The organism is Bdellovibrio bacteriovorus (genome assembly GCF_002208115.1).
GTDB lineage: Bacteria > Bdellovibrionota > Bdellovibrionia > Bdellovibrionales > Bdellovibrionaceae > Bdellovibrio > Bdellovibrio bacteriovorus_C.
Map to the genome: position 1 here is coordinate 1,456,055 of NZ_CP020946.1, position 22,836 is coordinate 1,478,890.

General features: G+C 51.7%; 18 protein-coding genes. 13 read left to right on the plus strand and 5 right to left on the minus strand.

Going from position 1 to position 22,836, the window contains the following annotated elements; all coding sequences use genetic code 11:
• Nucleotides 1-9: 9 nt before the first annotated feature.
• On the minus strand, nt 10-414 hold the full coding sequence (locus B9G79_RS07005) for a cytidine deaminase (RefSeq protein WP_011164863.1): 405 nt from the start codon (nt 412-414) through the stop codon (nt 10-12).
• Nucleotides 411-980, minus strand: a complete 570-nt coding sequence (locus B9G79_RS07010; protein ID WP_088564885.1) for a Maf family protein — start codon at nt 978-980, stop codon at nt 411-413. Before B9G79_RS07010 ends, B9G79_RS07005 begins: the two co-directional genes overlap by 4 nt.
• 174 nt (nt 981-1,154) lie before the next feature.
• Between B9G79_RS07010 and folE2 the strand changes: the two genes are divergently transcribed.
• The 5 genes from folE2 (at nt 1,155) to B9G79_RS07035 (ending at nt 8,269) form a co-directional block, all read left to right on the plus strand.
• The gene (folE2, locus tag B9G79_RS07015) at nt 1,155-2,069 is read left to right on the plus strand and encodes a GTP cyclohydrolase FolE2 (RefSeq protein ID WP_088564886.1); all 915 of its coding nucleotides are present in this window, start codon (nt 1,155-1,157) and stop codon (nt 2,067-2,069) included.
• Nucleotides 2,070-2,166: 97 nt separating this feature from the next.
• Nucleotides 2,167-2,664: a Fur family transcriptional regulator gene (locus B9G79_RS07020; RefSeq protein ID WP_088564887.1), complete on the plus strand. Its 498-nt coding sequence runs from the start codon at nt 2,167-2,169 to the stop codon at nt 2,662-2,664.
• 457 nt (nt 2,665-3,121) lie between these two features.
• Nucleotides 3,122-4,387: a hypothetical protein gene (locus B9G79_RS07025; protein WP_088566805.1), complete on the plus strand. Its 1,266-nt coding sequence runs from the start codon at nt 3,122-3,124 to the stop codon at nt 4,385-4,387.
• Nucleotides 4,388-4,538: 151 nt separating this feature from the next.
• A complete protein-coding gene (uvrA, locus tag B9G79_RS07030; protein WP_088564888.1) occupies nt 4,539-7,139 on the plus strand; it encodes an excinuclease ABC subunit UvrA in 2,601 nt (866 codons plus the stop codon).
• 98 nt (nt 7,140-7,237) lie between these two features.
• Nucleotides 7,238-8,269 carry a DUF475 domain-containing protein gene (locus B9G79_RS07035; RefSeq protein WP_232469241.1) on the plus strand — a complete coding sequence of 344 codons (1,032 nt, stop codon included), beginning with the start codon at nt 7,238-7,240 and terminating at the stop codon, nt 8,267-8,269.
• 36 nt (nt 8,270-8,305) lie between these two features.
• On the opposite strand, the gene B9G79_RS18315 is transcribed toward B9G79_RS07035, so the two are convergent.
• Genes B9G79_RS18315 through B9G79_RS07045 form a run of 3 tightly spaced genes read right to left on the minus strand, consistent with a single transcriptional unit; the run spans nt 8,306 to nt 9,918 of the window.
• Nucleotides 8,306-8,680, minus strand: a complete 375-nt coding sequence (locus B9G79_RS18315) for a DMT family transporter (protein ID WP_232469242.1) — start codon at nt 8,678-8,680, stop codon at nt 8,306-8,308.
• The gene (locus B9G79_RS18320; RefSeq protein WP_232469243.1) at nt 8,658-9,203 is read right to left on the minus strand and encodes a DMT family transporter; all 546 of its coding nucleotides are present in this window, start codon (nt 9,201-9,203) and stop codon (nt 8,658-8,660) included. Before B9G79_RS18320 ends, B9G79_RS18315 begins: the two co-directional genes overlap by 23 nt.
• On the minus strand, nt 9,196-9,918 hold the full coding sequence (locus B9G79_RS07045; RefSeq protein ID WP_088564890.1) for an FAD-binding oxidoreductase: 723 nt from the start codon (nt 9,916-9,918) through the stop codon (nt 9,196-9,198). Before B9G79_RS07045 ends, B9G79_RS18320 begins: the two co-directional genes overlap by 8 nt.
• A 144-nt stretch (nt 9,919-10,062) precedes the next feature.
• Here B9G79_RS07045 and B9G79_RS07050 point away from each other — a divergent pair, with 144 nt between their 5' ends.
• The 8 genes from B9G79_RS07050 to B9G79_RS07085 all read left to right on the plus strand — a co-directional run bounded on the left by B9G79_RS07050 (nt 10,063) and on the right by B9G79_RS07085 (nt 22,812).
• Nucleotides 10,063-12,111 (plus strand): hypothetical protein, encoded by a 2,049-nt coding sequence (locus tag B9G79_RS07050; protein WP_232469244.1) that lies wholly within the window; start codon nt 10,063-10,065, stop codon nt 12,109-12,111.
• A 266-nt stretch (nt 12,112-12,377) separates the two neighbouring features.
• Entirely contained in the window at nt 12,378-12,986 is a 609-nt protein-coding gene (locus tag B9G79_RS07055; RefSeq protein ID WP_088564892.1) for a DUF3943 domain-containing protein, read from the plus strand.
• Nucleotide 12,987: 1 nt separating this feature from the next.
• Nucleotides 12,988-13,647, plus strand: coding sequence for a hypothetical protein (locus B9G79_RS07060; protein ID WP_088564893.1), 660 nt, complete (start codon nt 12,988-12,990; stop codon nt 13,645-13,647).
• Between the two features lie 11 nt (nt 13,648-13,658).
• Nucleotides 13,659-14,225, plus strand: coding sequence for a phosphatase PAP2 family protein (locus B9G79_RS07065; protein WP_088564894.1), 567 nt, complete (start codon nt 13,659-13,661; stop codon nt 14,223-14,225).
• Nucleotides 14,222-14,923: a phosphatase PAP2 family protein gene (locus B9G79_RS07070; protein WP_088564895.1), complete on the plus strand. Its 702-nt coding sequence runs from the start codon at nt 14,222-14,224 to the stop codon at nt 14,921-14,923. Before B9G79_RS07065 ends, B9G79_RS07070 begins: the two co-directional genes overlap by 4 nt.
• Nucleotides 14,924-15,073: 150 nt before the next feature.
• Nucleotides 15,074-16,123 carry a hypothetical protein gene (locus tag B9G79_RS07075; protein WP_088564896.1) on the plus strand — a complete coding sequence of 350 codons (1,050 nt, stop codon included), beginning with the start codon at nt 15,074-15,076 and terminating at the stop codon, nt 16,121-16,123.
• A gap of 189 nt (nt 16,124-16,312) precedes the next feature.
• The gene (locus B9G79_RS07080) at nt 16,313-19,714 is read left to right on the plus strand and encodes a hypothetical protein (protein WP_088564897.1); all 3,402 of its coding nucleotides are present in this window, start codon (nt 16,313-16,315) and stop codon (nt 19,712-19,714) included.
• Nucleotides 19,711-22,812, plus strand: coding sequence for a S8 family serine peptidase (locus B9G79_RS07085; RefSeq protein WP_088564898.1), 3,102 nt, complete (start codon nt 19,711-19,713; stop codon nt 22,810-22,812). The genes B9G79_RS07080 and B9G79_RS07085 overlap by 4 nt, the downstream gene beginning before the upstream one ends.
• Nucleotides 22,813-22,836: the final 24 nt, after the last annotated feature.

A 22,836-nucleotide genomic window follows, 5' to 3' on the forward strand; every position in this document is an offset into this window, starting at 1 on the left:
CCTGATTGTCTAATCCAAATGCTTTGGAGTAAAGGCTTCGGGGAAGATTTCCGGGAACTGGAAGGTCTTGATTTTACCCTGCAGGTTCGCGGTGTGAATCACGGTGTGTTCGTTGGCAAACTCTGCAATCACCTGACGGCAGAATCCGCACGGTGGCCATGGTTTTTCAGCATCGCTGACAACCAGCACTTCCTTGATCAGTTTTTGTGCGCCTTCGCTGACCGCTTTAAAGATCGCCACGCGTTCCGCACACACGGTGCCGCCGTAAGAGGCATTTTCAACATTACAGCCATTGAAAATCTGTCCGTCGCTCATCAGCACCGCCGCCCCAATCAGGGCGTCGGAATAAGGGGCGTGGGCTTTTTTCTGGGCCTTGCAGGCGGCTTCAAATAGTTTTTTCTGTGTATCGTTCATAGGTTTGCATTCTCTAATATTTTGCCAAGCTCGATCAAGGGCAATCCTTGAATCGCGGTGAAATCCTGGCTTTCAATTTTATCAAACAGCATGATGCCGTGTTTTTCAATTTTGTAGCTGCCAGCGCAATCAATCGGATTGTCCAGTTGCACATAACGTTCGATCTGGGCGCGGGTCATTTTCTTCATGTGCATGCGGGTGATATCGGTATAGGCGATTTTCTTGTCGCCGTCATAAACGCAGATCGCGGTGATCAGATCATGAGTTTTTCCCTGCATGGACATCAGTTGCTCGACAGCGCGCTCGGCCGTGTGGGCCTTACCGATAATGCGGCCTTCGAAGGACACTAGTTGGTCGCCACCGATGACGACTTTGCCGGCGGCTTTCAGGCTGGCCGCTTTGAGGTCCGCCAGTTTTTCCGCCAGAGCCTGCGGCGCCAGGGCCGGGTCTTTCTCTTTTTCTTCGTCAATCAAAGGCGCTTGGGCCGAATAGCTGTAAGCCAATCGAGAAAGAAGCTCTTGGCGGTACTTCGAGGTGCTTGCGAGGATCAGTTGCTTTTGTGACATAGGGGCCCAATATATCGCTTCTTATCGAGGGCGCCACCCATATTAAAGCTCTGTCTTGCGGTGCTTCAAAGCCTTCGGGGCAGTACCTGTCTGAAAAAGCTTCGCTGGGTGGGAAAAGTGAGAGCCATTTACAGGAAATTGCGATAAGACCAGCGGTGAATTGGATATAAATTTATGACGAAACAATCTCTTCCTGACGTAGCCAAAGAAACCCACTCTGAACGTTTTGCCCCGATCGACTGGGTCGGTATGGGCTCTATCGAACTGCCGGTGATGTTGAAGCAGGCTGATGGGGTTTATCGCATTCCCGCACGCGTGGATGCGAAAGTCAGTCTTGATAAAAAACCGTCCCGTGGCATCCACATGTCGCGCCTGTATCTTTTGTCTCAGGAGCTTCTGACCAAGTCGGAACTGTCCCTGGGGCTGTTGGGCAATGTGACCACAGAATTCCTGCGCACTCACGAAGACCTTTCCACCAAAGCTCTGGTGCAGGTGCAGTTTGAAGCTCCTCTGGTGCGCAAGGCTTTGAAAAGCAACAACCAGGCTTGGCGCTCTTATCCGGTGATCACTTCGGCCTTCAATGAAGAAGGGCAGATCAGCTACTTCGTTGAGGTTGTGGTGACTTACTCCAGCACCTGCCCGGCGTCGGCGGCGTTGTCCCGTCAGTTGATTCAGGATGGCTTTAAACAGAATTTCTCCTCTGACAAACCGCTGGATTTCGATGTGGTTCATTCCTGGCTGGGAACTCCGCAGGGGATCGTGGCGACTCCGCACGCCCAGCGCAGTTTTGCCCGTGTAAAAGCGGAAGTGGGGGCGAACTACAACTATGGCGATTTGATCGACATTGTTGAAGAAGCTTTGCAGACCGCGGTTCAAGGGGCTGTGAAGCGCGAGGACGAGCAGGAGTTCGCTCTGCGCAACGGCCAGAACCTGATGTTCTGTGAAGACGCTGCCCGCCGTGTGAAGGAAGCTTTGGACGCCAAGGTGGATATTTTGGACTACGTGGCTGAATTCAGCCATGTCGAGAGTCTGCACCCTCACAATGCCGTTTCTCATATTTCTAAAGGCTTGAAACTACGCAGTTTTTAGCCGTCCAGTGTCAGCTTACTGGAAACCAAATGAAAATGATTCTTAATAAATTGGACATCTTCGGGGCCTTCACCTATAACGAAGCCCTGAGGTGACCATGGGTAAAGACACAGTTCCATTTCTTCCAAGACAGCATGATGACGACATCGTCGTTCACGCCGATCAGTTCGACGAAGCTGAATTGAAGCGCATCATCCGTGCCTTGAACCTGAAAGTCACCAGTCAGCGTATGGCGATCTTAAAGGCCCTGCATGAAGGCCGCCGTCACGTCACCGCTCAAGAGCTTTACGAAAAACTGAATAAAGAACATCCGGACATTGGCTTTGCCACGGTTTACCGTTTCCTAAGAACCCTGACCGAAGGCACTTTCGTGACGGAAGTCCGCATGGGCGGCCTGCCAGCTCGTTACGAGTTGACCCCGAAAGGTCACCACGATCACTTGACGTGTGTGAAGTGCGGTAAGATCTGTGAGTTCGAGAATAAGGCCATCGAAGGACTGCAAGAGAAGGTGGCGAATCAGTTTGGATTTAAGCTGACCCATCATATCCTGGAGTTGTACGGGATCTGCCCCTCCTGCCAAGCTAAGAATCTTTAAGAAACGGCCGTTGAAAAAGGCCCATCTTCTTCGTTGGAGATCGGCCTTCTCGCTCCGACGTGCTCGGAGCACGCCTGCGCTGCGAGGGCCGACCTCCGCCTCGAATCTGGACCTTTTTGAACGACCTCTATAGTTGGGGACTGGCTGCGCTTCGCGGTCCGCCCGGACGGGGCTCGGCTTCGCCATCGCGTTTTTAAAAGGTGCCTGGTGACTTTTTACATCTACACTGCGTTATTGGGTGGGGGGGCTCAGCTTCGCCTGTCGTTGTGGCTTTTGGTCGGGGTTGGGACGTTCAAAAAGGTTCAGCGGCGAGGCGGAGGGTCTCCGCTGTAGCGGAAGCGTACTTAATGTGCGCTGGAGTGGAAGATGAGGCTCGACAACGAAGACGATGGGCCTTTTTCAACGTCCTGTTAAGTCTTGTTTTGGAACGGCCGATAACTTCTTTATGAAGTTGGCTATGAAACGGTGGGGAGTGTTCCTGCTGATTCCTCTTATTTTGGGTGTGAGCAGTGGCGGGGTTGTTGAGCTCGAGGGCTACTTTAATGCTCGTTATTCGGCTAACTTTTTGAAATCCACTCGTAACGTCAAATTTGTCATGCGTCCGGGGACTCGGGGGAAAATTGAAGAAACCAAACAGTTTGCTTCGGGTAACTACGGTCTGAAAGTCGAAGTTCTTTCCGGGAAGCATAAGGGCGAGAAGGTTTGGGTTTATTATAAGCCTTCGGATCCGGGGATGAAACTTTTTGAAAATACCGAGGCGGCCGGCGAGGCTTTGGCTTCGGCGGATGTTGAAAAGGCCAAGTCGGCTGAGACGACTCGCAAGACTGAGGCTTTACGGGTTCCTGCGGCGGCGGAAAAAGCCGAAGAAAAGCAGGTTGTTCAAGAACTGAACCAGCAGATTCGTGATGCCAATAAAAAAGTTCAAGAGACCAAGCCTTGTGATGGCTGTGAAGTGGCCAAGGAACAAGCTCGCGATACGGTGCCGAATGGCTCTGCGAAGGTTGTAAGCACTTTTGCACCGCGGTCTTCTTCCGATGCGCCGGTGTTGCGTTCTCCGACTCGGACGGTGAATCCATTTGGGATTCGTCCAACGCGCTGTCGAACTCTTGGGACCTATGACAGTTGTATTTTTGAAGGGGACAGCTCCGAGGGGAAATTCAAACTTAGAAACATGGGCCCTAATAAAATTGTTTCCAAGGGAGAGTACCGCATTCGTGAATGGTCTTTCGAATACGAAGCCGGAGCCCGTCAGGATATTGGAATCAGCATCAGTGATTCTCCCAATGCAACAGTCAGCCATACACAGGAAAGTTACATCATGCTGTTCCCGCGTAAAACTCTGCCGCACATCCGCGTGGAAGGGAACCGTCAGATCGTGACCCTGCCAACCGGGGAAACCGTGACTTATAATGCCCAAACCCGTGAAGTCATCGGTGGCGCCTTTTCTGAAGACGGGCCTATGACGGGCGGAGGTAAAATTCTGGCACCGGCCAAGGTTTCTTACCGCGGTAACGGCGTCATGGTCCGGGTCGATCGTCGGGGCGAAGAGCCTCGTCTGCTGGCAAACGGCACGGCGACGGTGACCAAACAAGGCAAATCCTGCAAAGTCCCTGTGCGTGACCTGTGGCCGAATCAGGCTCAGAACTCTCCTGTGCACTTCAAATATTTCTCGGACTCCGACTTTGATTCTTATTTAAAACGAAAATGCGGCTTCGGCCTTTAATCGGCTGCTGAAAAGGGCCCTTCTGACTGCGTTGTCAGGCCTTTCGCTTCACTGCGACGTGCTCCGTCTTGCCTATGGACCCTTATGACCAGCCTTGGCTTGTTCTTTTTCGGCTTTCTTTCTGCGAGGCTCGGGCTTAGACTTTGGAGTTATGTCGCATGCTGAAGATGGAATCGTAGTTAAGGGTGCAAAAGAGCATAATCTGAAGAATGTCAGTGTGACTATTCCGCGCAATAAGATCACCGTGTTTACGGGGTTGAGTGGCAGCGGGAAGTCGTCGTTGGCGTTTGATACGGTCTATGCCGAGGGTCAGCGTCGTTATGTGGAAAGTCTTTCTGCTTACGCGCGCAACTTCCTTGAACAGCTTAAAAAACCGGAAGTGGATTCCATCACCGGGCTTTCTCCAGCCATTGCGATTGACCAGAAATCGGTCAGCACCAATCCGCGTTCGACCGTGGGGACGGTGACAGAAATTTACGACTATCTTCGTCTTCTTTTTGCCAAACTGGGAATTCCGGAATGTCCGACTCACCACATCCCGGTGAGCAGTCAAACCCCGCAACAGATCATTGAAGAGGTCTTTAAAAAAGGTGTCGGCACCAAGTTCTATGTGCTGGCACCGATGGCCTCCGGCAAAAAGGGTGAGTTCCTGGCCGAGTTCCAGCGCTGGGCCAAAAAAGGATTCGTGAAAGCCAAAGTCGACGGCAAGATGATTGAACTCGACAAGGCCACGAAACTTGCCAAAACCAAAACGCACGATATTGATCTGGTGGTGGATCAGTTGATCCTGAAAGACACGCTGAAATTGCGCCTTTCAGAAAGTATCAACACCGCTCTGAGCATGGCCAATGGCCGCGTGATCATCGAAACCCTGGACGGGGAGCGCACCAGTTATTCTTTGCACTCGGCATGTCCTGAGTGCGGTTACAGCTTCCCCGAAATTGAACCTCGCCTGTTCAGCTTCAACAACCCGCGCGGGGCCTGCCCGACATGCAATGGGCTGGGAACAATTGATCTGGAAGAAGAAGAGCAGTTCTCTGACGGCGAAGTGGGCGGCAAGAAGCTGGACAAAGTCGTCTATAAATACAAAGGCAAAAAAACTTCGGACGAGGATGACGAAGAGGGCGAGGAAATGGTTCTGAACGACTGCCCGGACTGTCACGGGGCTCGTTTGAAAAATGAAGCCCTGAATATCCGTCTGGGTGGAAAAACCATCGCCGAGCTGTCGGATCTGGGGGCGCATGAATTGCGCGACTGGGTGGCCAAGCTTCAGTGGAAGTCCAAAGATCAGTTGATTGCTGAAAAAATCGTTAAGCAAATTCTGGCCCGTCTGGATTACCTGATCCGCGTGGGCACGGGATATCTTTCCCTGAGCCGTCCTTCACGCACGCTGTCCGGCGGGGAAGCCCAGCGTATTCGTCTGGCAACCCAAGTGGGATCCTCTTTGATCGGCTGTCTGTATGTGATGGATGAACCAAGTATCGGCCTGCATCCGCGCGATCACCACCGGCTGCTCGATATTATCGGCGAGCTGAAAGAGCGTGGAAACACCATCTTGCTGGTTGAGCACGACGAAGACACCATCCGCTACGCTGACTTTGTTGTCGATCTGGGACCTCGTGCCGGGGTTCTGGGCGGAGAAATGATGGCGCAAGGCACGCCGGATGAACTGGCCGCCAATCCGAATTCTTTGACCGGAAAATATCTGAACGGTGAAATGCGCATTCCGATTCCGAAAGAGCGCCGCAAAGGCAACGGGCAGTTTGTGCGTTTGACCGGGGCGACGGGAAACAATCTGCAGAATGTGGATCTGGAAATCCCACTGGGGACTTTCACGACGGTGACCGGGGTTTCGGGTTCCGGAAAAAGTACGCTCATCATCGACACACTTTACAAGATTCTGGCGCAGCATTTTTATAAGGCTTTGGCGCAGCCGTCGCCTTATAAGAAAATCGAAGGCCTGGATAAGATCGACAAAGTCATCGACATCAACCAAAGACCGATCGGACGCACACCGCGTTCGACCCCGGCGACTTATGTGGGATTGTTCCCGATGATTCGTGATCTGTTTGCGAACCTGCCGGATTCCAAACTGCGCGGTTATGAACCGGGTCGTTTCAGCTTCAACGTCAAAGGCGGGCGCTGTGAAACCTGTATGGGACATGGGCAGATCCGTATGGAGATGCACTTCCTCAGTGACGTCTTTGTGACCTGCGACACTTGTCAGGGCCGCCGTTACAACCGCGAGACTTTGAATATTAAATATAAATCCAAATCCATCGCCGACGTTCTGGAAATGAGCGTGGGGGAAGCTTTGGAGTTCTTCCGCAACCACACCCAGATCTATCGCAAGCTTGAAACTTTGCATCGTGTGGGTCTTGATTACATGACCCTGGGGCAGAGCTCGACAACGTTGTCGGGGGGTGAAGCCCAGCGTGTGAAGCTTTCCAAAGAGCTTTCCCGCCGAGGCACCGGCAAGACGCTGTACATTTTGGATGAGCCGACCACGGGATTGCACTTCGATGACGTCCGCAAGTTGGTGGAGCTGATTCAGGAGCTCGCCGATCAAGGGAACACCGTGCTGGTCATTGAGCACAACATGGAAGTCGTCAAATCCTCGGATCACGTTATTGATCTGGGGCCGGATGGCGGCAAGGGCGGAGGTCAGATCGTGGCCGCCGGAACACCTGAAAAGGTCGCCAAGGTCACTGCCAGCGAAACAGGCAAATTCCTGAAGCCACTGTTAAAATAGTCCTTTAAAAAGCCCGGCTCGCCGCCGGGCTTTTTGACATCCCGTGTCCCCCGAGGCGGTCCTTGATTCTTGCTGGGGAATCAGTCAAATCTGTGGAAATGAAATACTTTACTGGTTCCTTTGTTTTTACTTTCTTCGGATTGGTAGCGTCCTACTTTGTGGGGCACTACTACGGCGGCACCGTGGCGGCGGGCTTTCAGGCTCTGTTTATTGCCACGATTCTGGCCATTCTTGAAATCTCTTTGTCTTTCGATAATGCGATCGTGAATGCGGTTGTTCTGAAAGAAATGACTCCGGTCTGGCGCCATCGCTTCCTGACCTGGGGTATGATCATCGCCGTCTTTGGTATGCGTTTGATCTTCCCGTTATTGATTGTGACCTTCATGGCAGACGTCAATCCTTGGGAAGCCCTGGTGATCGCGGCGACGAAGCCGGATGATTACGCCAAGATGATGCTGGATGCGCACTTGCAGGTGGCCGCCTTCGGCGGAAGCTTCCTGTTGATGGTGGCGTTGAAGTACTTCTATGACGGCAGCAAGGATCTGCACTGGATCCCGTTCATCGAAAAGCCAACCCGTTATATCGGCAGCAAAGTTGAAGCCATCGAAGTGTGCTTGACCTTGATTATTTTGATTCTGATCACCCACTTCCTGAAAAGCCAGGAGCAATTGCCGTTCCTGATGGCCGGTATGGCGGGCTTGATCACTTATGTGATCGTGGATGGTATCGGTTCCTGGTTGGAAGCGTCTGATGATCAAATGCACGACGTGCACAAAGCCAGCGCCGGTATGTTCCTGTACCTGGAAGTTCTGGATGCGTCCTTCAGCTTTGACGGTGTGGTCGGGGCGTTTGCAATCACGCACAACCTGTTCATTATCATGATCGGTCTGAGCATCGGTGCATTCTTCGTACGTAGCTTGACGATTATGTTCGTGGAAAAAGAGGCGCTGACGAAGTTTGCGTTCCTCGAGCACGGGGCTTTCTATGCCATCGGTCTTTTGGCGATGATCATGCTTGCAGATCCGTTCCTGCACATCCCTGAGTGGTTCACCGGATTGAGCGGGGGGATCATCATCCTGACCTCTTTCATCTGGTCTTTGAAAAAGGGCGATATACAAGCTTCTCACTAAAAACAAAAAAGCCTGCTTCAAATAGGCAGGCTTTTTTTATGTCTTGATGTTTTCAGTTTTGCTCGCGGTATCAGTCAGAATCTGCAGCACCGAGGCAACCATGATTATCACGGCCCCGGAAATCTGGAACCAGCTCAGCCGTTCACTGAGAATCAGGAATCCAAACAGCGCGGCGAACGGGGACTCGAGCAAAAACAGCATGCTGGCCGTGGAATCCGAAAGCACCTTTTGAGTGCGGATTTGCAGATAAAACGCAATGATGCTGGAACCCAGTCCCAGGCATAGGATTCCCAGAATCGGTTTATAGTCCGTCACATTCCAGGCGGTGCGTTCCTGAGTCAGCAACAGAGGCGTCAGCGCCAGCAGGCACCAGGCGGATTGGAAATTGTTAAAGCGAAACGCATTGCCCACTTTGTTTGAAATCTTTCCGATATAAATAATATATGCTCAGGAAGGCTGCAAACACCGAACAGCCCAGGGTCCACAGATCACCCGAGTTGATGCCGGATAGATTGGCGTCGACCAGAATGAAAGTTCCCAGCAGCGCCAACGCGGTCAGGGCATAGTTTTTCCAGTTACCGGCAGATTTAAAGAACCACGCATTGAACAGCGGCACTAAAATCACATAAAGACTGGTCAGAAATCCGCTCTTGGTGGCGGTGGTGTATTTCAAACCGATGGTTTGCAAAAGCAGCATGCCGCCCAGAAGAAGCCCGGCGGGCAGGGCGCGGAAAATTTCTTCGCGCAGACTGGTGAAATTGGGTCCTTTGATGATCAGGTACAAAATCTCGCCCATGACAGAGGCGATGACAAAGCGGAAGAACAGGGTCTCTACCGGAGTGAAGGCCTCCAGAGCCCAGACAGTGGCCACAAAGCCGAAGCCCCAGAGGACTCCGGCGAAGATCAGCTCCAGGGCCGCGCGATTCTTAGTCAAACGCCTCGGCCCAGATTTTTGTTTTATCAAAGCCGTCAACTTCCAGAAGCTGGTGTTTTACGTCTTTGATCATGCCGCCGTTACCGCAAAGGTAGAACGTCGTCGGGATGTTTTTGTAATCAAATTCAGAGATGAAGTTTTGTACGTAGCCTTTTTTGCCCTTCCAGTCGTCTTGAGGGCGGCTTAGAACAAATTCAAACTTGAAGTCTGGCAGGGCTTTTTGCAGCTCTTCGATTTCTTTTTGATAGTACATGTCCTTTTCGGTGCGCACGCCGAACAACATGCGATAACGAAGATTTGGATACTGCTCTTTTTTGGAAAGCAGATAGCACAAGTGTTGGGACAGACCTGTTCCCGTATTCAGGAACACGATTTGCTCTGTTGGAGGCTCTTGGAAGAAGACTTTTCCGAACGGGCCGGTGAAGTTCAGAAGTTCGCCGCCCTTAAGTTGCCACACGAAGGTCGAGGCTAAGCCATTTTCCACGAACTTGAAAAGCAGTCGGAATCCATTTTTGGTGCGGTCATCAGAGGCGATAGAGTAAGCACGCAATGCGGGTTTTGCCTCGCCCTGAGGCACGTGAAGCATGACGAATTGGCCTGCTTTGAAGCTGAATTCATTCGGAGTTTCCGTCTTCAGGACCAATTCACGCACCGTTGGGGTGTGGTCGATGATTTCTTCAACTCTCATGTGATAGATAGTACGAGCGGCAGACATAAGGCTCCTTCATAATCGGTCCCGTCTTCATAAACCGAAAAACCCAGACAGTCCAATATTTTAGCTTGTTACAAAACCTCGCATTCAATAAAATTGAAGCACAGCAGTGAGGTATATATCGTGAATAGTGCGCAGCATCTTGTATTGTCCGTATTATTGTCTTTTGCGTCCTTTGCACACGCTCAAACACCAGAGGGAACACCCGCAGCGGCGCCAACTTCGGCTCCAGCGGAAGCCGCTGAGTCCACGGAAGAGATTCCGGCGCCTCAACGCTCCTTGCTAAAAACCGCGGCGACTCGTGATTTCAATAAGCCCCTCTATTTTGACCAGTTGGATAACGGTGTGATCCTGCCTCCGTTGGAGATGGAATACGACCTGAGCGCGGCTGGTGGCAAAAACCTGAAAATCGGGAACGTGCAACTGAACGAAAAGAATTTCTTCTTCGCACTTTTGCCTCTGGGTAAAACTCACTCGCAAATCAATCAGATCCTGGGAAGCGGCGAGGCTGGCAAAGTGGCGTTGGTGATGGCGTGGCCGGAAAAGCTGATGAGTCACGGAACGATCGAAATGATCTCTCGCACAGGAACAGTTCTTTGGAGCTATTCTTTCACGGAAGCCGATCGCACCAAATGGCAAAAACAACTGGATACGTGGAGAAAAGAACTTGTTGCTAAAGGCGTTCCGTCAAAAGATGTGGTTCGCGCCGGTATCTTCGGCTCCCAGTTTGCGATTCAGGACGTTGAGTCCGCGAAAGCTCCATTCTGGGGTCAGAAAGAATCCTTCCGTTTCTGTGTGACTCAGACTGACGGCCGCAATTCCACGAAAATGTGTTCTCAGCGTTATGGTTCCAAATCCAGCGGCAAAACTGTTGTGATGGGTAAGGTGCGCGCAGATGCGGTGACTCCGCGAGTGCTGGTGAATAACGAAGAAGCGCCATTGAAAAATTCCGTACCCGTGGCAGCGGACATGCCAAGTTCTTTCTTTGCTGAATTGGGAACCGGGGAGTCTTATGAATTTGTGACTTTACCCAACAAACTGGAGCTGATGGATATCGCCGACACCAAAAAACCGGGTGTTTTGAGAATCGTCGGTTATGACACGCGCCCGGTGGGCCGCTCTGTGATTTTGAATCCGGATCAGTACAGTTCTTTGACCAAGATGCTGGGTTTTGAATCCACCATCGGCGACCCGCGCAAGTTCTGGGCAGCGGCGATCAAGAAAGACGATCCAAAAATTTACCTTCCGGGGCAGGGCGGGGGGATCTTCAAACAGAAATTTGAACTGTCTGAAATTCCGCGCACTCAGTCCCGAGTTTATTTGAGCAAAAGAACTCCAACGGGAACATACATTGACGGCATCAAGCTGGAAGGCCGCAAACAGCCGGTGGCTCAGGTGTCTTCCGAGCAGAATTCCGTGAAGGAAAATCCGCAGGATCCGGCTTCTTTCGTGTGGGAATTCAAAGCCACCGAACGTGGTCAGATCAATCGCTCGTACTTGAATGTCGACATCGACGGCAAGACTTACAAATCTTACTATGAAATCTATAAAGGTTATCCGCGCGAGCTTTCCGGTCGTTTCACGGCGGTGCAGGCTTCCGGCGAATTCATCTTTATGGGTGAAGTGGCTTACAATCAGTGGTTCGAGGATCTGTTTGGTTGGACCAACTATTGGTTGTCCCGTCAGCGCTGGGGCTTCAGTGCAAAGTACTTCCAGTCCTTCAATCAGTTGAAAGTCGATGCTGCCGGCAACACGGCTCCGCTGAGTGTGATGACTGTGGATTTGAAATACCGTGCAACACCCGGCCTGTGGGGTCGCGATGAATCTGTTGGTGCGATGGTGTCCTATCAGAATGTGACCTTCGATCAATTGAAGGCGCCGATGCTGGGGGTAGGGGCCTTCTGGGCGCGCTCCATGCCGAAGGTGTTTGATGACTTCTTCAACCTTCTTCCGTTCATGCGTTATCCAAAATGGGTGGACATGGAATTTATCTACTACGCAAGCTCCATGGACTCGAATGTGAAACTGAATGCGCCGATGTCTCTGAATTTCCACGGTAAAGTTTTGTGGTCCGAGAGATACTTCGGGGAGGCAGGTTTCGGTATGAAACGATATGGATTCACTGATGAGTCTGTAAACCAGAAAGCCGAGCTGAACACGTTCTATGGAACCGTAGGTCTCGGAATCAACTTCTAAGCTGTTGAATTGTAAAATCAAAACAAAAAAGGAAGGCCCCCAAAGCCTTCCTTTTTTTATTCTGCCCAGGCGAAGCTTCGTCCCCCAATACTCATTTTTTAAGTAATTGCTTGATTACTTACGCGCATTCCGTTAATTTGTTTTTCATATAAGTAAGTAATCGCGTACATACATAAGTGAGCTTTTGTTGATATTTAATCAACAATTACAGATAGATACTTCGGAGTCCGAACTCACAGGGTGTTTCGCGATATGCGGAGTTTCCCATGAAAGCCCTCGTCACTGTTCTTTTAACCCTTCTGATTGCCGCGCAAGGATTCACGGCAGAAACAACATCAACACCTCCACGCACGGCCGGTGATTATGCGCTGAACTTTGGTGCCGTGTATGTGGCGCAGTGGAGCGTGTATCTGGTCACGCAGGAAAAAACCATCGCGGACCATGGCTCTTGGGACAACTTCACCAGCTATCCGTTCAAACCTGAATTTGATAAAGACAGCTTTGACTACAACATCTTCAAACATGCCCTGGCCGGGCAGTACTACTATCTTTTCTATCGCTATCGCGGCTACACCGAAACCGAAGCCTTCGCCTGGACATTCCTGTCGTCACTGGCTTTTGAATTTGCGGTTGAGACCTACACCGAACCTCCGAGCTTTCAGGATATTTATCAGACTCCGGTCTTTGGAACTTTGGTGGGGATGGGCTTTGAACGCGTAAGTCATCATCTGCGTGGGCAGGACTCCGCGTGGATGCGGGCTTTGGGTTATGCTCTGAATCCTTTCGCTTTGTTGTCGAACTATCCACAGGAACTGGCAGCGATGCCCAATGTGGGCACGGACTCTTTGGGACTGAATCTGTCCTGGAGGTATTGATATGAAAAAATCCGTGTCTGTATTTCTGCTCACGATGCTGCTTTCTGTTTCGGCTTTGGCAACTGATTTTGAAACGGACCGCTGGAGCGATGGCCTTCATCTGCTGGCCGGAGGAGGTTTCAACTCGTCCTTGTACACATCCGATGATGATCATTCGGACGGGGGCATTGGCGTCAATCTGAAGACGGACCTGCTTTATGTCTTTCATCCCGAGTGGGCGGTCGAGTGGAGCGCCAGTGTGAAGTTCAACCGCATGGAGGACAGCTTCCTTTTATGGGACACATTGCTGACCATGGGAATTCGCACTCAGTTGCCAAAGCTTTATCCCGAAATGGAAGGGACACCTTACGCCAGGCTCTTTGTGGGGCGTGCGCCGACGGTTTTATTTCTGAATGGTGAAACTCCAAAAGGGGTTTCAGATCCCAGCACCAGTCGCATTCATTTTGGCGGCCCGGTAGTGGGTTTGGGCTGGGGCATTCTGAAAAAGAATTCCAAAGGACAAGTGTGGTTCACCGAAATCGCGGCCACCGCCCAGACACTGGAAAGTGAAGAGGACGTGATGATGGATGGTGAAGTGCCCTTGGTGCTTTCCCGCAATCAGGTCACGAATAATGCGCGCATTTACAGTATCGCCGTCACCTTCGGCATCCTGGCCTTTTAAGGAGTTCTGCGATGTGGGAACAACTTGATCAGCAGATTTTCTTATTCATCAACAGCACCGCCGCCAACCCGCTGTTTGATGCCTTCTTTCCGTGGTGGACGGACTTTCAAAAGTCCCCATGGTTTTTGTTCATGGTGCTGCCAACGATTTTGCTGTGGTTGTTTATCAAGACCCGAATGAAGGGTGTGCTTGTTCTGGTGTCCGCCGTGGGGGTCGCAAGTTTTGCTGACTTCCTGTCAGGGGATCTGATCAAACCCGTGATTGAACGAGCCCGGCCGTTTCGTTCGGATCTTGCCGATCTGGTGATCTTGCGCGGGCCGGAGCAGGGCGGATTTTCATTCCCTTCCAGTCATGCCGTGGACGCCTTTGCGTTGGCTGCTTTTATTGGTGTGTTTTATCCAAAGGCGCGAATCCCACTGTTGGTGCTGGCATTTCTAACCGCCTATTCCCGTGTCTATTGCGGAGTGCACTTTCCGGCAGATGTGGCGGCCGGGGCGCTTCTGGGCGGCCTTCTGGGGGCTGTCATCGCGCTGATAGCACAGCAGATCACGATGAAATGGCAAAGAGGTTGGTCATGAAAAACCTCGTTGTCGCGTTTCTGTTGTTCTTTACTGCGGCGGCTCAGGCGGAAGAAAAAGCTTTTTCCTGGCTGTGGCATCAGGAATTAAAACCCACTATCACCAATTCCTTCGACAGCGGGGGGCAGTTGATTCTGTTGGTGGGCGCTGGCGCCACAGTGACGGCACGGCAGTACGATCAGACCGTTTATAAAAACAATCTTAGTCCCGACAAGCTGATCATGGATAAAGACACCGCCGATATCGGCGCTTATCTGGGCAGTGGAGGGCCGGGGATAGCCATCGCGCTGACACAGCTGTGGCTGGATCCACAAAACGGCCTGGCTCACAGCAAGGCCTTGGCTCTCACCGCCGCCAGCCATATCACCATGGCCTCTCTTATAGGCCGTGAACGCCCCAGCGGACGGGACTATCTGTCTTTCCCCTCGGGGCACGCCTCCTCGTCCTATGCCACGGCAACCTCACTGGCATACGCCTACGGCTACAAGGTCGGCATTCCGGCCTTTGCCCTGGCAACTTTCGTGGCGGCCTCCAGAGTCAGTGAAAACATCCATTGGACAAGTGATGTGGTGGCCGGCGCCGCCCTGGGCATTTACTGGGGCCGCGCCAGCGCCCTGAACACCGGAAAAAGCGACTATAATATAGTTCCGCTCGTCGGGGCTGGGTTCACAGGCCTCAGCTTCCACCGCGAATTCTAATTCCCTGAATCCAGTGTCCAATTCTCCAATCTCTAACTACCATTTTGGTCACCTGTTCAGGTCTTTGACAGCTGAACAGGGTTTAAACACGGAACCACTATGGATTGTGAATTGCTTTAGCATTCGACGTTGAAAATGAAAGGACGTTGTATGTTGAAGCTATTAAAGACCGCTGTGCTCTTTTTATGTGCCTTTGCCACGGCCATGGCCGCGACGGCAGACCGCGCATATGCCTGGGGCAAAAAACGAAGTACTTCCGCCTCTGAGTTTATCTCCAACAAAAGAGTCACGGATTCTTTGGTGCAGGATCTGACCTGCAACAAGCTCAGTATCGAAGGCATTTACTATCGTATCAAAGCCGATGCCTTTCATGAATCCCGCAATATGCCCATCACCAACTGGCCCTTCCGCAGTGGTGTGGCGACGATCGCCGGCTGCTGGGCTCTTAGCAGCACTCAGCGCATGATCTCTTACATGGCCCGTTACAATGAACCGACCAGTATGCGCATGGATCAAATTTCCCCAGGGCTTTTGAATCAGATCCGGGGCGGAACCCTCGAGATGGTCAGCGAGAATCACAATAATGACAATCGTGGCTTCGATAACAACAAACGCCTGATCACACGACCCCTGAAAGCCAACAGTGTCTTCCCGGTGCCGTCCAACTCTTTGGGCGAGGACAAGTGGCATACCAACAGTCTTTGGATGCGTTTGCTTGAAGGCCATATTGAAAATGTTGATGGTCGCAACATTCACAGGCACTTCCGTGCAGAGATTGAAGAAAACCAGGCCCGTCATTTCTTCCGTGCCGCGAACATTGGTATGGGAGCAGGGTCCGGCGATCGCAGCGCTAAAAAGAATCAGGAAACTGTGGCGACCATGCGCCGTAATGCTGACACCAAGCGCCTGACTCTGGTGAATCTGCGTGCCGGCAGGACGGCTCAGCACATCGTGATGGTGAAGTCTTACAAGGTCACTAACGACATCATTACTTTCACTGTTTACGACTCTAATCAGCCTTCGAAGGACCAGTTGCTTTATTACTCTGTGAAAAACAGCGCCTTCTATGCTCCAGACATCGTCAGTCGCTTCGTGCTTGAAAACACCAGCCGCTCGTTGGGCGTGTATGTTGTGGACGAAGATGAGCGTGAAATGCTTGAAGACGCAATGATGGCGCACTATCGCATCAAGTGCCGATAACTTGAGCAGAGCTTGTAAAAGCTACAGATGACCGCCGTGCAAGGCGGTTATTTCGTTTCTAAAGCAGTTAAACGGGAACTTATTTCTAAATGACTGACAATTTGTGGCCCGTTCCTTGCTGTTCCGGGAACGGGGTCCGTGTAAGGCCCTTTTGACACCACTTTGTGACCCTTTTGATAAGGATACGCTATGTCTCTCAGAATAGTTATAGTCTGCGCCCTGTGTTTGATGGCGCTCTCCATCGCAAGTGCCGAGAGTGTTTCCCTGCCATTGAACTCTGTAAAAAAGCCGGCGATGGATCTGGTCAACAGTTCCGGAACGGCTTTGGATGTCGGTCAGGCCGCAGCCCTTGCCAATCAGGGGACGGATCTCAGCCTTTTAAATCCGCTTGAAAACAAGATGTGGCAAAACCGTGTCTATCCGGGTGTGGAAGACATTCCGGGCAGCTACCCGGTGGCTCAGAACGGCGTGCAGTTCCTGTCTGAAGAAGCCGCGTTGCCTTTCACATACATGTCCCGCGTGCAGTCGCTGGAAAATCCAAATCTGTTCTATCGTTTAAGCTTGTCCCGTTTGACTCATACAACATTGATGCGTGCAGCACTGCTAAGAAAACTGGGCTACTATGTTCCGTCGCCAAAGTACTACCGCAACCTGCGTGTGTTCTTTAAGACCGAAGCTGAAAAAGAGTCCTTCCTGAAAAACGCCCAGGAGTCCATGATTTCAGACTTTGAAAGCCGTGGCTGGGTCACGGAAGACAACAAACAAAATCACTCCGTGGTTTTCTCGGATGCGGTTCTGGAACCAGCTGTGGCTGAATACTTCGACATCCAGTGGGGTTACGCTCCAGATCCAAACAATCCAAATCAGCTGCCAGCCGTGCAGCGCTACTCCCGTTACAGAGCATACCGCGCTCTGATCCTGCCATTTGCTTTGGTTGACCTGCCAGAGTCCGTGAACAGATTCAGCGCCAAGTTCGGTGCGGTTCTTTCCGGTCACGTGGTGATCAATCATCCGTCCGCGGAATCCTTCTCGGCGGCAAGCTTTGAGGACGTGCGCTGGCTGGTTCGCCGTATGGCGGAACTTCGTTACAGCGACTTCGTGGAAATCGTGCGTGCCGGTGCTTATCCTCAGGAACTTGAAGACCTGATCCTGGCAAAACTTCTGCACCGTGCCCACAATGCGCTGGAGCTTTTCAATGTGAAGAACTCTTCCGCATTGCCATTACCGGACCTGAACATCACCTCACGTTCCGGCCTGGTGAAAGACGGCAAGGTCACTCAGGAATTCGTTCCGGGCTATCCGCAGCGTTTTGCCCACGGGGACCGTCAGTCTCCGTTCCAGGACGGGGACCTTGAACGTTACATGGGTATCCGTGCCAAATCCGCTGTGATTGGCACAGTGATGAATCATATCAATGAAAAGCTGGATCTGCTTTCCACCTCAGACCTGTTCCAAAACCGTCGTGATGAAATCACTCAGCGTGTTCTGGAACACATCCGTGAGCGTCCGTACGAACCACTTTACCAGAAAGTGGAAGCGTGGGGCGGTCCGGTGGGTGGCTTCAATCTGGGAGCCACTCGTCACGTGACGACGGGTACTTACTTCGGCAGTTCCGCACCAATTCAATTGGTGGATAACGTGTCAGTGGCGGGTCGTCTGGGTTATTTCATGACTCTGGACGGGGTTCCTAAGATCACGCCAATGGCGGGTGCCAACATCATGGTTATGCGTGATTATACTCACGTACGCCCTTTGAACTCCATCCAGGAAGGCACGAAAGTGTCCTGGAAAGATCTGCTGGTTCCACGTTTCATGAGCAAGCTTTCGGCCGTGCTGGATGAAAAAGACCCGATCAAATCCCAGGAGGAAGGCAAGCCAGCCCGTCAACCGCTGGATGCGTTCCTAAGCGAGCTGCGTGAAGGTGAAGTTTTCACCGTGACTGATTCCATCGCATTGTCGGCATACGCTCAAGCTTCGTCGTCTTTGGATGTTTTGATGGGTATTTCTCCATTGAATTTCCTGAACACGGTGGCTGTGGGTGTTGATGCCAACCGCGCGATCTTAAGACAAACCAGCTTCATGCGCACCAAAGAGGGTGTCCAGGTTTACGTTCGTTCCCAGAACAGCAAAGCCATGGGCATGACCCTGGATATCAATTACTTCATCAACGTGATGCGTGTTCGCGCCAACACCACGTGGGCGGAACTGAGCACGGATGCCTTCGTGATTGATTACAATCCTGAATACGCGGAATACATTGATTCTGAAAACCAGGAAGCGAAGTTCGTGAAGGACTTCATCAAAACCCGCAATGACCTGAAACCGGCATTGCGCGCGTTGTTTAAGAGCAACGACCCGGAATTGTTGTACGCAAACTTCAATCATCGCAAGTTTGAGATCGACCACAATCTGAAAACCCGCGAGATCCGTAACAAGTTCTTCGCAATGCGTGTGAACTCTTTCAACGAAGATCACACTTTGAAAATCCGTTACCCGCGCAGTGCGGAAGCTCCGGATCTGGATCCTAAAGACGAAGAAGTGACGCTGTTCTCTAACAAGCGCGGCGAACTGATCGGTCGTGATTTGCTGGGCTTTGCCTTTGACTGGGTTGAAGGTCTGATGAATAAGTGGTGGCCTAAAGGCCGCGTGGATCTGGCTCGTTCTGATGATCCAAATCCGGCCAACACTCCGTACGGTAAAGCGTACTGGAGAACTGTGACCACCGAAGCGGATCTGACCACTAATGCGAAACAGTATCCATCCGTGGGTGTTGTTCAGCGCGTGTGGGGTGGCTGGCACTTAAACCGCAAAAAATTCCTGAAATTGATCGACGAGGTTCAGGGCGAGTTGAAAAACTCTCCGGTGGGATCTTACCGCCTGATTGAAAAAGAAGCGTTCTCGAATGTGACTGCGGTGGATTTCTATCGTATCACGGCGAACCTTTCCATCCTGCCGGGTGGTTTGGACAAGGTCAAAGATCTGATCCTGCAGCCGGATCAGGACGGGAAGTCTGTTCCTAAAGCCAAGTTCATTGGTCGTCTGTTCCAGAAACTGAGCGAGAAAATGGGTCGCAAAGCCCGTCCTCACGATCAGGAGATGTTCAACGATATGGTGACTGTACTGGGTAACGGGGACTTCAAACGCGGTAAGTCCGAATTCATCACTGCATGTCAGGAAGAGCAGGATGCCCATAAAAAAGAAAAAACGATGAACTATCAGGGTTCTTGGGTCAACGGAACTTACTTTGATTGTATGTTGCCGTGGATGGAAAGACTGTTGAAGCTTTCTGCCAGCTACCCGAAAGACAAAAAATCCCAGACGCAGTGGATGACAAATGTCCTTTACACTCTGGAAGAGGCGATTCCATTGCCTCAGCTTTTGAAGTTCCTGGGTAAGGACAACTATATCTACTTCGTGCGTATCAACGGATTCCGTGCCGGTGATGAGGACGGGGATATTGAATACTTCTCCAATACTTTGGGTGATCCGAAGCAGAACATCGAATACGCCAACGGTCTGATTCAGATGTTTGCGACGAAAACCCGTATTTCTCCAATCGAACTGGATAAATCCCTGGGGAGCTTCCGATGAGATCCTTGATTCTTTCCGTTATCTCAATGAGCTTCCTGGCAAGTCACGCTGTGGCCGCTGATCCTTTTGCTGACAAACAATGGGGTCTGAACAACCAGGGCGTGCCGCAAATGATCGACTTGGATCCTTTGCACACCTATAAAATTCCTGCTCGTGCGCAGGAAGACGTGCGTTTGCCTTCTCCGGTAAAAGCCAAAAATAAAATCATCGTGGCGGTCCTGGATACCGGTATCGCCAAAAATCACCCGGATCTGAAGGGTGTGATCCGTCGCAATGAATCTGAGTGCCGGGCTTTGGTGAAGTTTGAAGCCTGTGTGGCTGACAGTGACCGCAAGACCTGTGAAAAGAAATGGATGGATTTGAACAATCCGGAAGTGGATCAGGATAAAAACGGATATCCACTGGATTGTCAGGGCTGGAGCTTGCTGGGGGGCGTGAATGCCGCCGGCATCATGGGCCGTCCGGACTTTGGCGATGACCAGGGTCACGGAACTCACGTCGCCGGTATTATCGCGGCGGAAGTCGACAACAATATCGGTGTGCGTGGACTCAGTGAAAACGTTGAGATCCTGCCGGTGCAGGTGATCGGTGTTCAGCCTTCTGAGCCGATGAAACCTTTGTCTATTTATGATTCCCCACAAGAAACAGGCCGTGAAAGCGTCACCCGCAGTCTGGGGGACATGGTGGGTCGTGGTGTGATCTATGCGATGCGCTCGGGCGCCAAAGTGATCAACTTCTCTATGGGGTGGCCTCAGGCGAAAGATTCTGATTTCATGCGCAAAGTGATTGCTGAAGCTCAGGCCCGCGGTGTGATCATCGTGGCTGCTGCCGGCAATGACTCGACTCGTGCGCTTCTTCGTCCGTGCGCTTATCCGAATGTGATTTGCGTGGGAGCGGCCGGTCCGGATGGCGCGTTCTCGCATTTCTCTAACTTTGGCAGCGGTGTGGATATCGTGGCTCCGGGTGTGAACATCTTGAGCACTTATCCTGAAAGCAAACGTCCAGTGCGTTTCCGTTCAACTTTGGGTTATGAATTCCTTTCTGGAACGTCGCAAGCGTCGCCCTATGTGGCGGCGGCTGTGGCCGAGCTGATGGCTCGTGGTGTTCCGGCGGATGAAATTTACGCAAGACTTGTACTGGGTGCCCGCCCTTTGAAATCAAATCTGTCTTTGGTTTCCGGCGGCTCTCATGAACAAGGACAAGTCCTGAGCCCGGAAAGGGAAATTTACAAAAAATATTCTGTGGCCGGTAACATGGACGTTGAACAGTCCCTGAAAGTTTCCGTGCAGCCTTTGATCGTTCCTGCGGATAAAGAAAAAGTCGAAATCAACTGGGACCGCAAAAGCAAGGACTTGAGTTTTGAGATTTCTTTTGTGAACAAGTGGCAGGCCGTTGATATCGGCAAGGTGAAAATGAACGCCCAGTTCATCAAGCCTCATGCGGATGCTGTACGCCCGTGGATCACCGCGATCAAAGAAGCGGCTCCATACCCAGGCGTGTGGCAGCAGAATGAAGTGCGCAAATACGTGGTGATGATGAGCCTGGTGGATTCCCAGGATCCTTCCCAGTCCCGCATCCCAAGTGAGCTGGATCTGACGGTGGATGTGCGCGTTGGTGATGCCGAAGCCCGCCGCTATGTCTTTGAAAGTGAAGTCGTGGTCAGTGTGACGCCGGAAATGGCATCCAGTGATGTAAAGACATTTAATATCACGGGCATGCCAAGAGCCCGCGTGTCCTTCCTGCCTCTGGATGAAAATCTGGACAACCACCCTGAACAGCGTGATTACCTGGCTCTGAGCCAGCAAAACAACACCTGGCAGTTGTGGCTGGTGGCTGATAACGGCAACGGCGCTTATACGGCCGTGGGTGGCACAAAAATCCGCCCTGAAGGTGAAGCCGACAATCTGCGTGAACAGGTGCTGACTCGTCTGGATCTGAACGGTGACGGTCAGAGCGAATACGTGATGGGCATTCTGGAAGACAAATCCGAACTGGATGAGCCTGAAGCGTCGCCAATGACGTTCTATATCTTTGATAAGGCCATGAAGCTTCTGGAGACCTTCAAGTATTCCGCCGAAGTGGCTCCGGCCCCTTACCAGATGTACTGGCAAAAAATCGGTGGCACCAAACGCCCGGCGTGGGTGGGTGGTGGTAAAGATCCATCCAAAAAACGTGGTTTGAAAGAGCGCTGGGAAAATCCGGACAACTATGAAAAGCCGCAGACCCGTTTCTATTTCCTGAACGAAAAAAATGAATTGAAAGCCCTGGAAGAACATCAGGGTTACAAGATCATCGACGTGATCGAACCGCGCCGGGAACAGATGGTGGCGGGGCGTGTGCCGGTTTTGCTGGCAAAAAACCAGGGAACCGAAGCCAAGCCAAGTTATCTATATAATTTCGCCATCGCCGAGGTGGTGGAAGGCCGTATTGAAAACTTCATGGAGCTGGATCTGTTTGCCCATCAGACCACTTACCGCAACATCCTCGACACCCGTGTCGACAAGGTTCATGCCCTGGATTACGGCAAGGATGAATTTGCGGGCAGCTTCTGGTTCGGTGAAGGTTTGAACCGTCAGCAGCGTTTGTCGGTCTTTGATAACAAGAACTGGGAGCTGTTAGACCAGCAGCTGGGGGCGGAGCGGTCCCAATTTGACTCCGCTTTGTGGGTGCGCGCCGTGTTTGCGGGGCTGCAGCGTAAGGGAGCCTTTGTCCTGACGAACTCCGAAATTCAGTATCACGACCTTGTGACGTCCCGTGTAGTAAGCAAAAGTTTCGAGCGTTACACGTTCTTCCCGGACATGTTGATGACGAATTTGTACTTCCCGCTGACTTTAAAGGATGCGCGCGACGCATCAACGAAGATTCCAGCGCTATTTACCACGGAAAGTTCGGAACTCAGCCGTGGTGTCAAAATGTTGGTACCGGTTTTTGCAAGGGATGGATCTGCGATCGAACTGGTGTCACCAGCGCGCTTGAGATTCAAGTCTTCGACAGGCTGTCGTCCCATGGATACACCGGTCTTTGACGGAGTTAAAGGAGCCCACTCGTTCGATTACTACTGCGGCGATAAATTGCTGAGAGTTAATTTAACTTACTAAACAAAAACGAATATAAGAGTTCGA

What these genes read in the sequence shown, in the direction of transcription:
- uvrA (WP_088564888.1), top strand. Translation starts at nt 4,539, where the DNA reads ATGTCGCATGCTGAAGATGGAATCGTAGTTAAGGGTGCAAAAGAGCAT.
- B9G79_RS07005 (WP_011164863.1), bottom strand. Translation starts at nt 414, where the DNA reads ATGAACGATACACAGAAAAAACTATTTGAAGCCGCCTGCAAGGCCCAG.
- folE2 (WP_088564886.1), top strand. Translation starts at nt 1,155, where the DNA reads ATGACGAAACAATCTCTTCCTGACGTAGCCAAAGAAACCCACTCTGAA.
- B9G79_RS07035 (WP_232469241.1), top strand. Translation starts at nt 7,238, where the DNA reads ATGAAATACTTTACTGGTTCCTTTGTTTTTACTTTCTTCGGATTGGTA.
- B9G79_RS07080 (WP_088564897.1), top strand. Translation starts at nt 16,313, where the DNA reads ATGTCTCTCAGAATAGTTATAGTCTGCGCCCTGTGTTTGATGGCGCTC.
- B9G79_RS07020 (WP_088564887.1), top strand. Translation starts at nt 2,167, where the DNA reads ATGGGTAAAGACACAGTTCCATTTCTTCCAAGACAGCATGATGACGAC.
- B9G79_RS07025 (WP_088566805.1), top strand. Translation starts at nt 3,122, where the DNA reads ATGAAACGGTGGGGAGTGTTCCTGCTGATTCCTCTTATTTTGGGTGTG.
- B9G79_RS07085 (WP_088564898.1), top strand. Translation starts at nt 19,711, where the DNA reads ATGAGATCCTTGATTCTTTCCGTTATCTCAATGAGCTTCCTGGCAAGT.
- B9G79_RS07075 (WP_088564896.1), top strand. Translation starts at nt 15,074, where the DNA reads ATGTTGAAGCTATTAAAGACCGCTGTGCTCTTTTTATGTGCCTTTGCC.
- B9G79_RS07070 (WP_088564895.1), top strand. Translation starts at nt 14,222, where the DNA reads ATGAAAAACCTCGTTGTCGCGTTTCTGTTGTTCTTTACTGCGGCGGCT.
- B9G79_RS07055 (WP_088564892.1), top strand. Translation starts at nt 12,378, where the DNA reads ATGAAAGCCCTCGTCACTGTTCTTTTAACCCTTCTGATTGCCGCGCAA.
- B9G79_RS07065 (WP_088564894.1), top strand. Translation starts at nt 13,659, where the DNA reads ATGTGGGAACAACTTGATCAGCAGATTTTCTTATTCATCAACAGCACC.
- B9G79_RS07060 (WP_088564893.1), top strand. Translation starts at nt 12,988, where the DNA reads ATGAAAAAATCCGTGTCTGTATTTCTGCTCACGATGCTGCTTTCTGTT.
- B9G79_RS07045 (WP_088564890.1), bottom strand. Translation starts at nt 9,918, where the DNA reads ATGTCTGCCGCTCGTACTATCTATCACATGAGAGTTGAAGAAATCATC.
- B9G79_RS07010 (WP_088564885.1), bottom strand. Translation starts at nt 980, where the DNA reads ATGTCACAAAAGCAACTGATCCTCGCAAGCACCTCGAAGTACCGCCAA.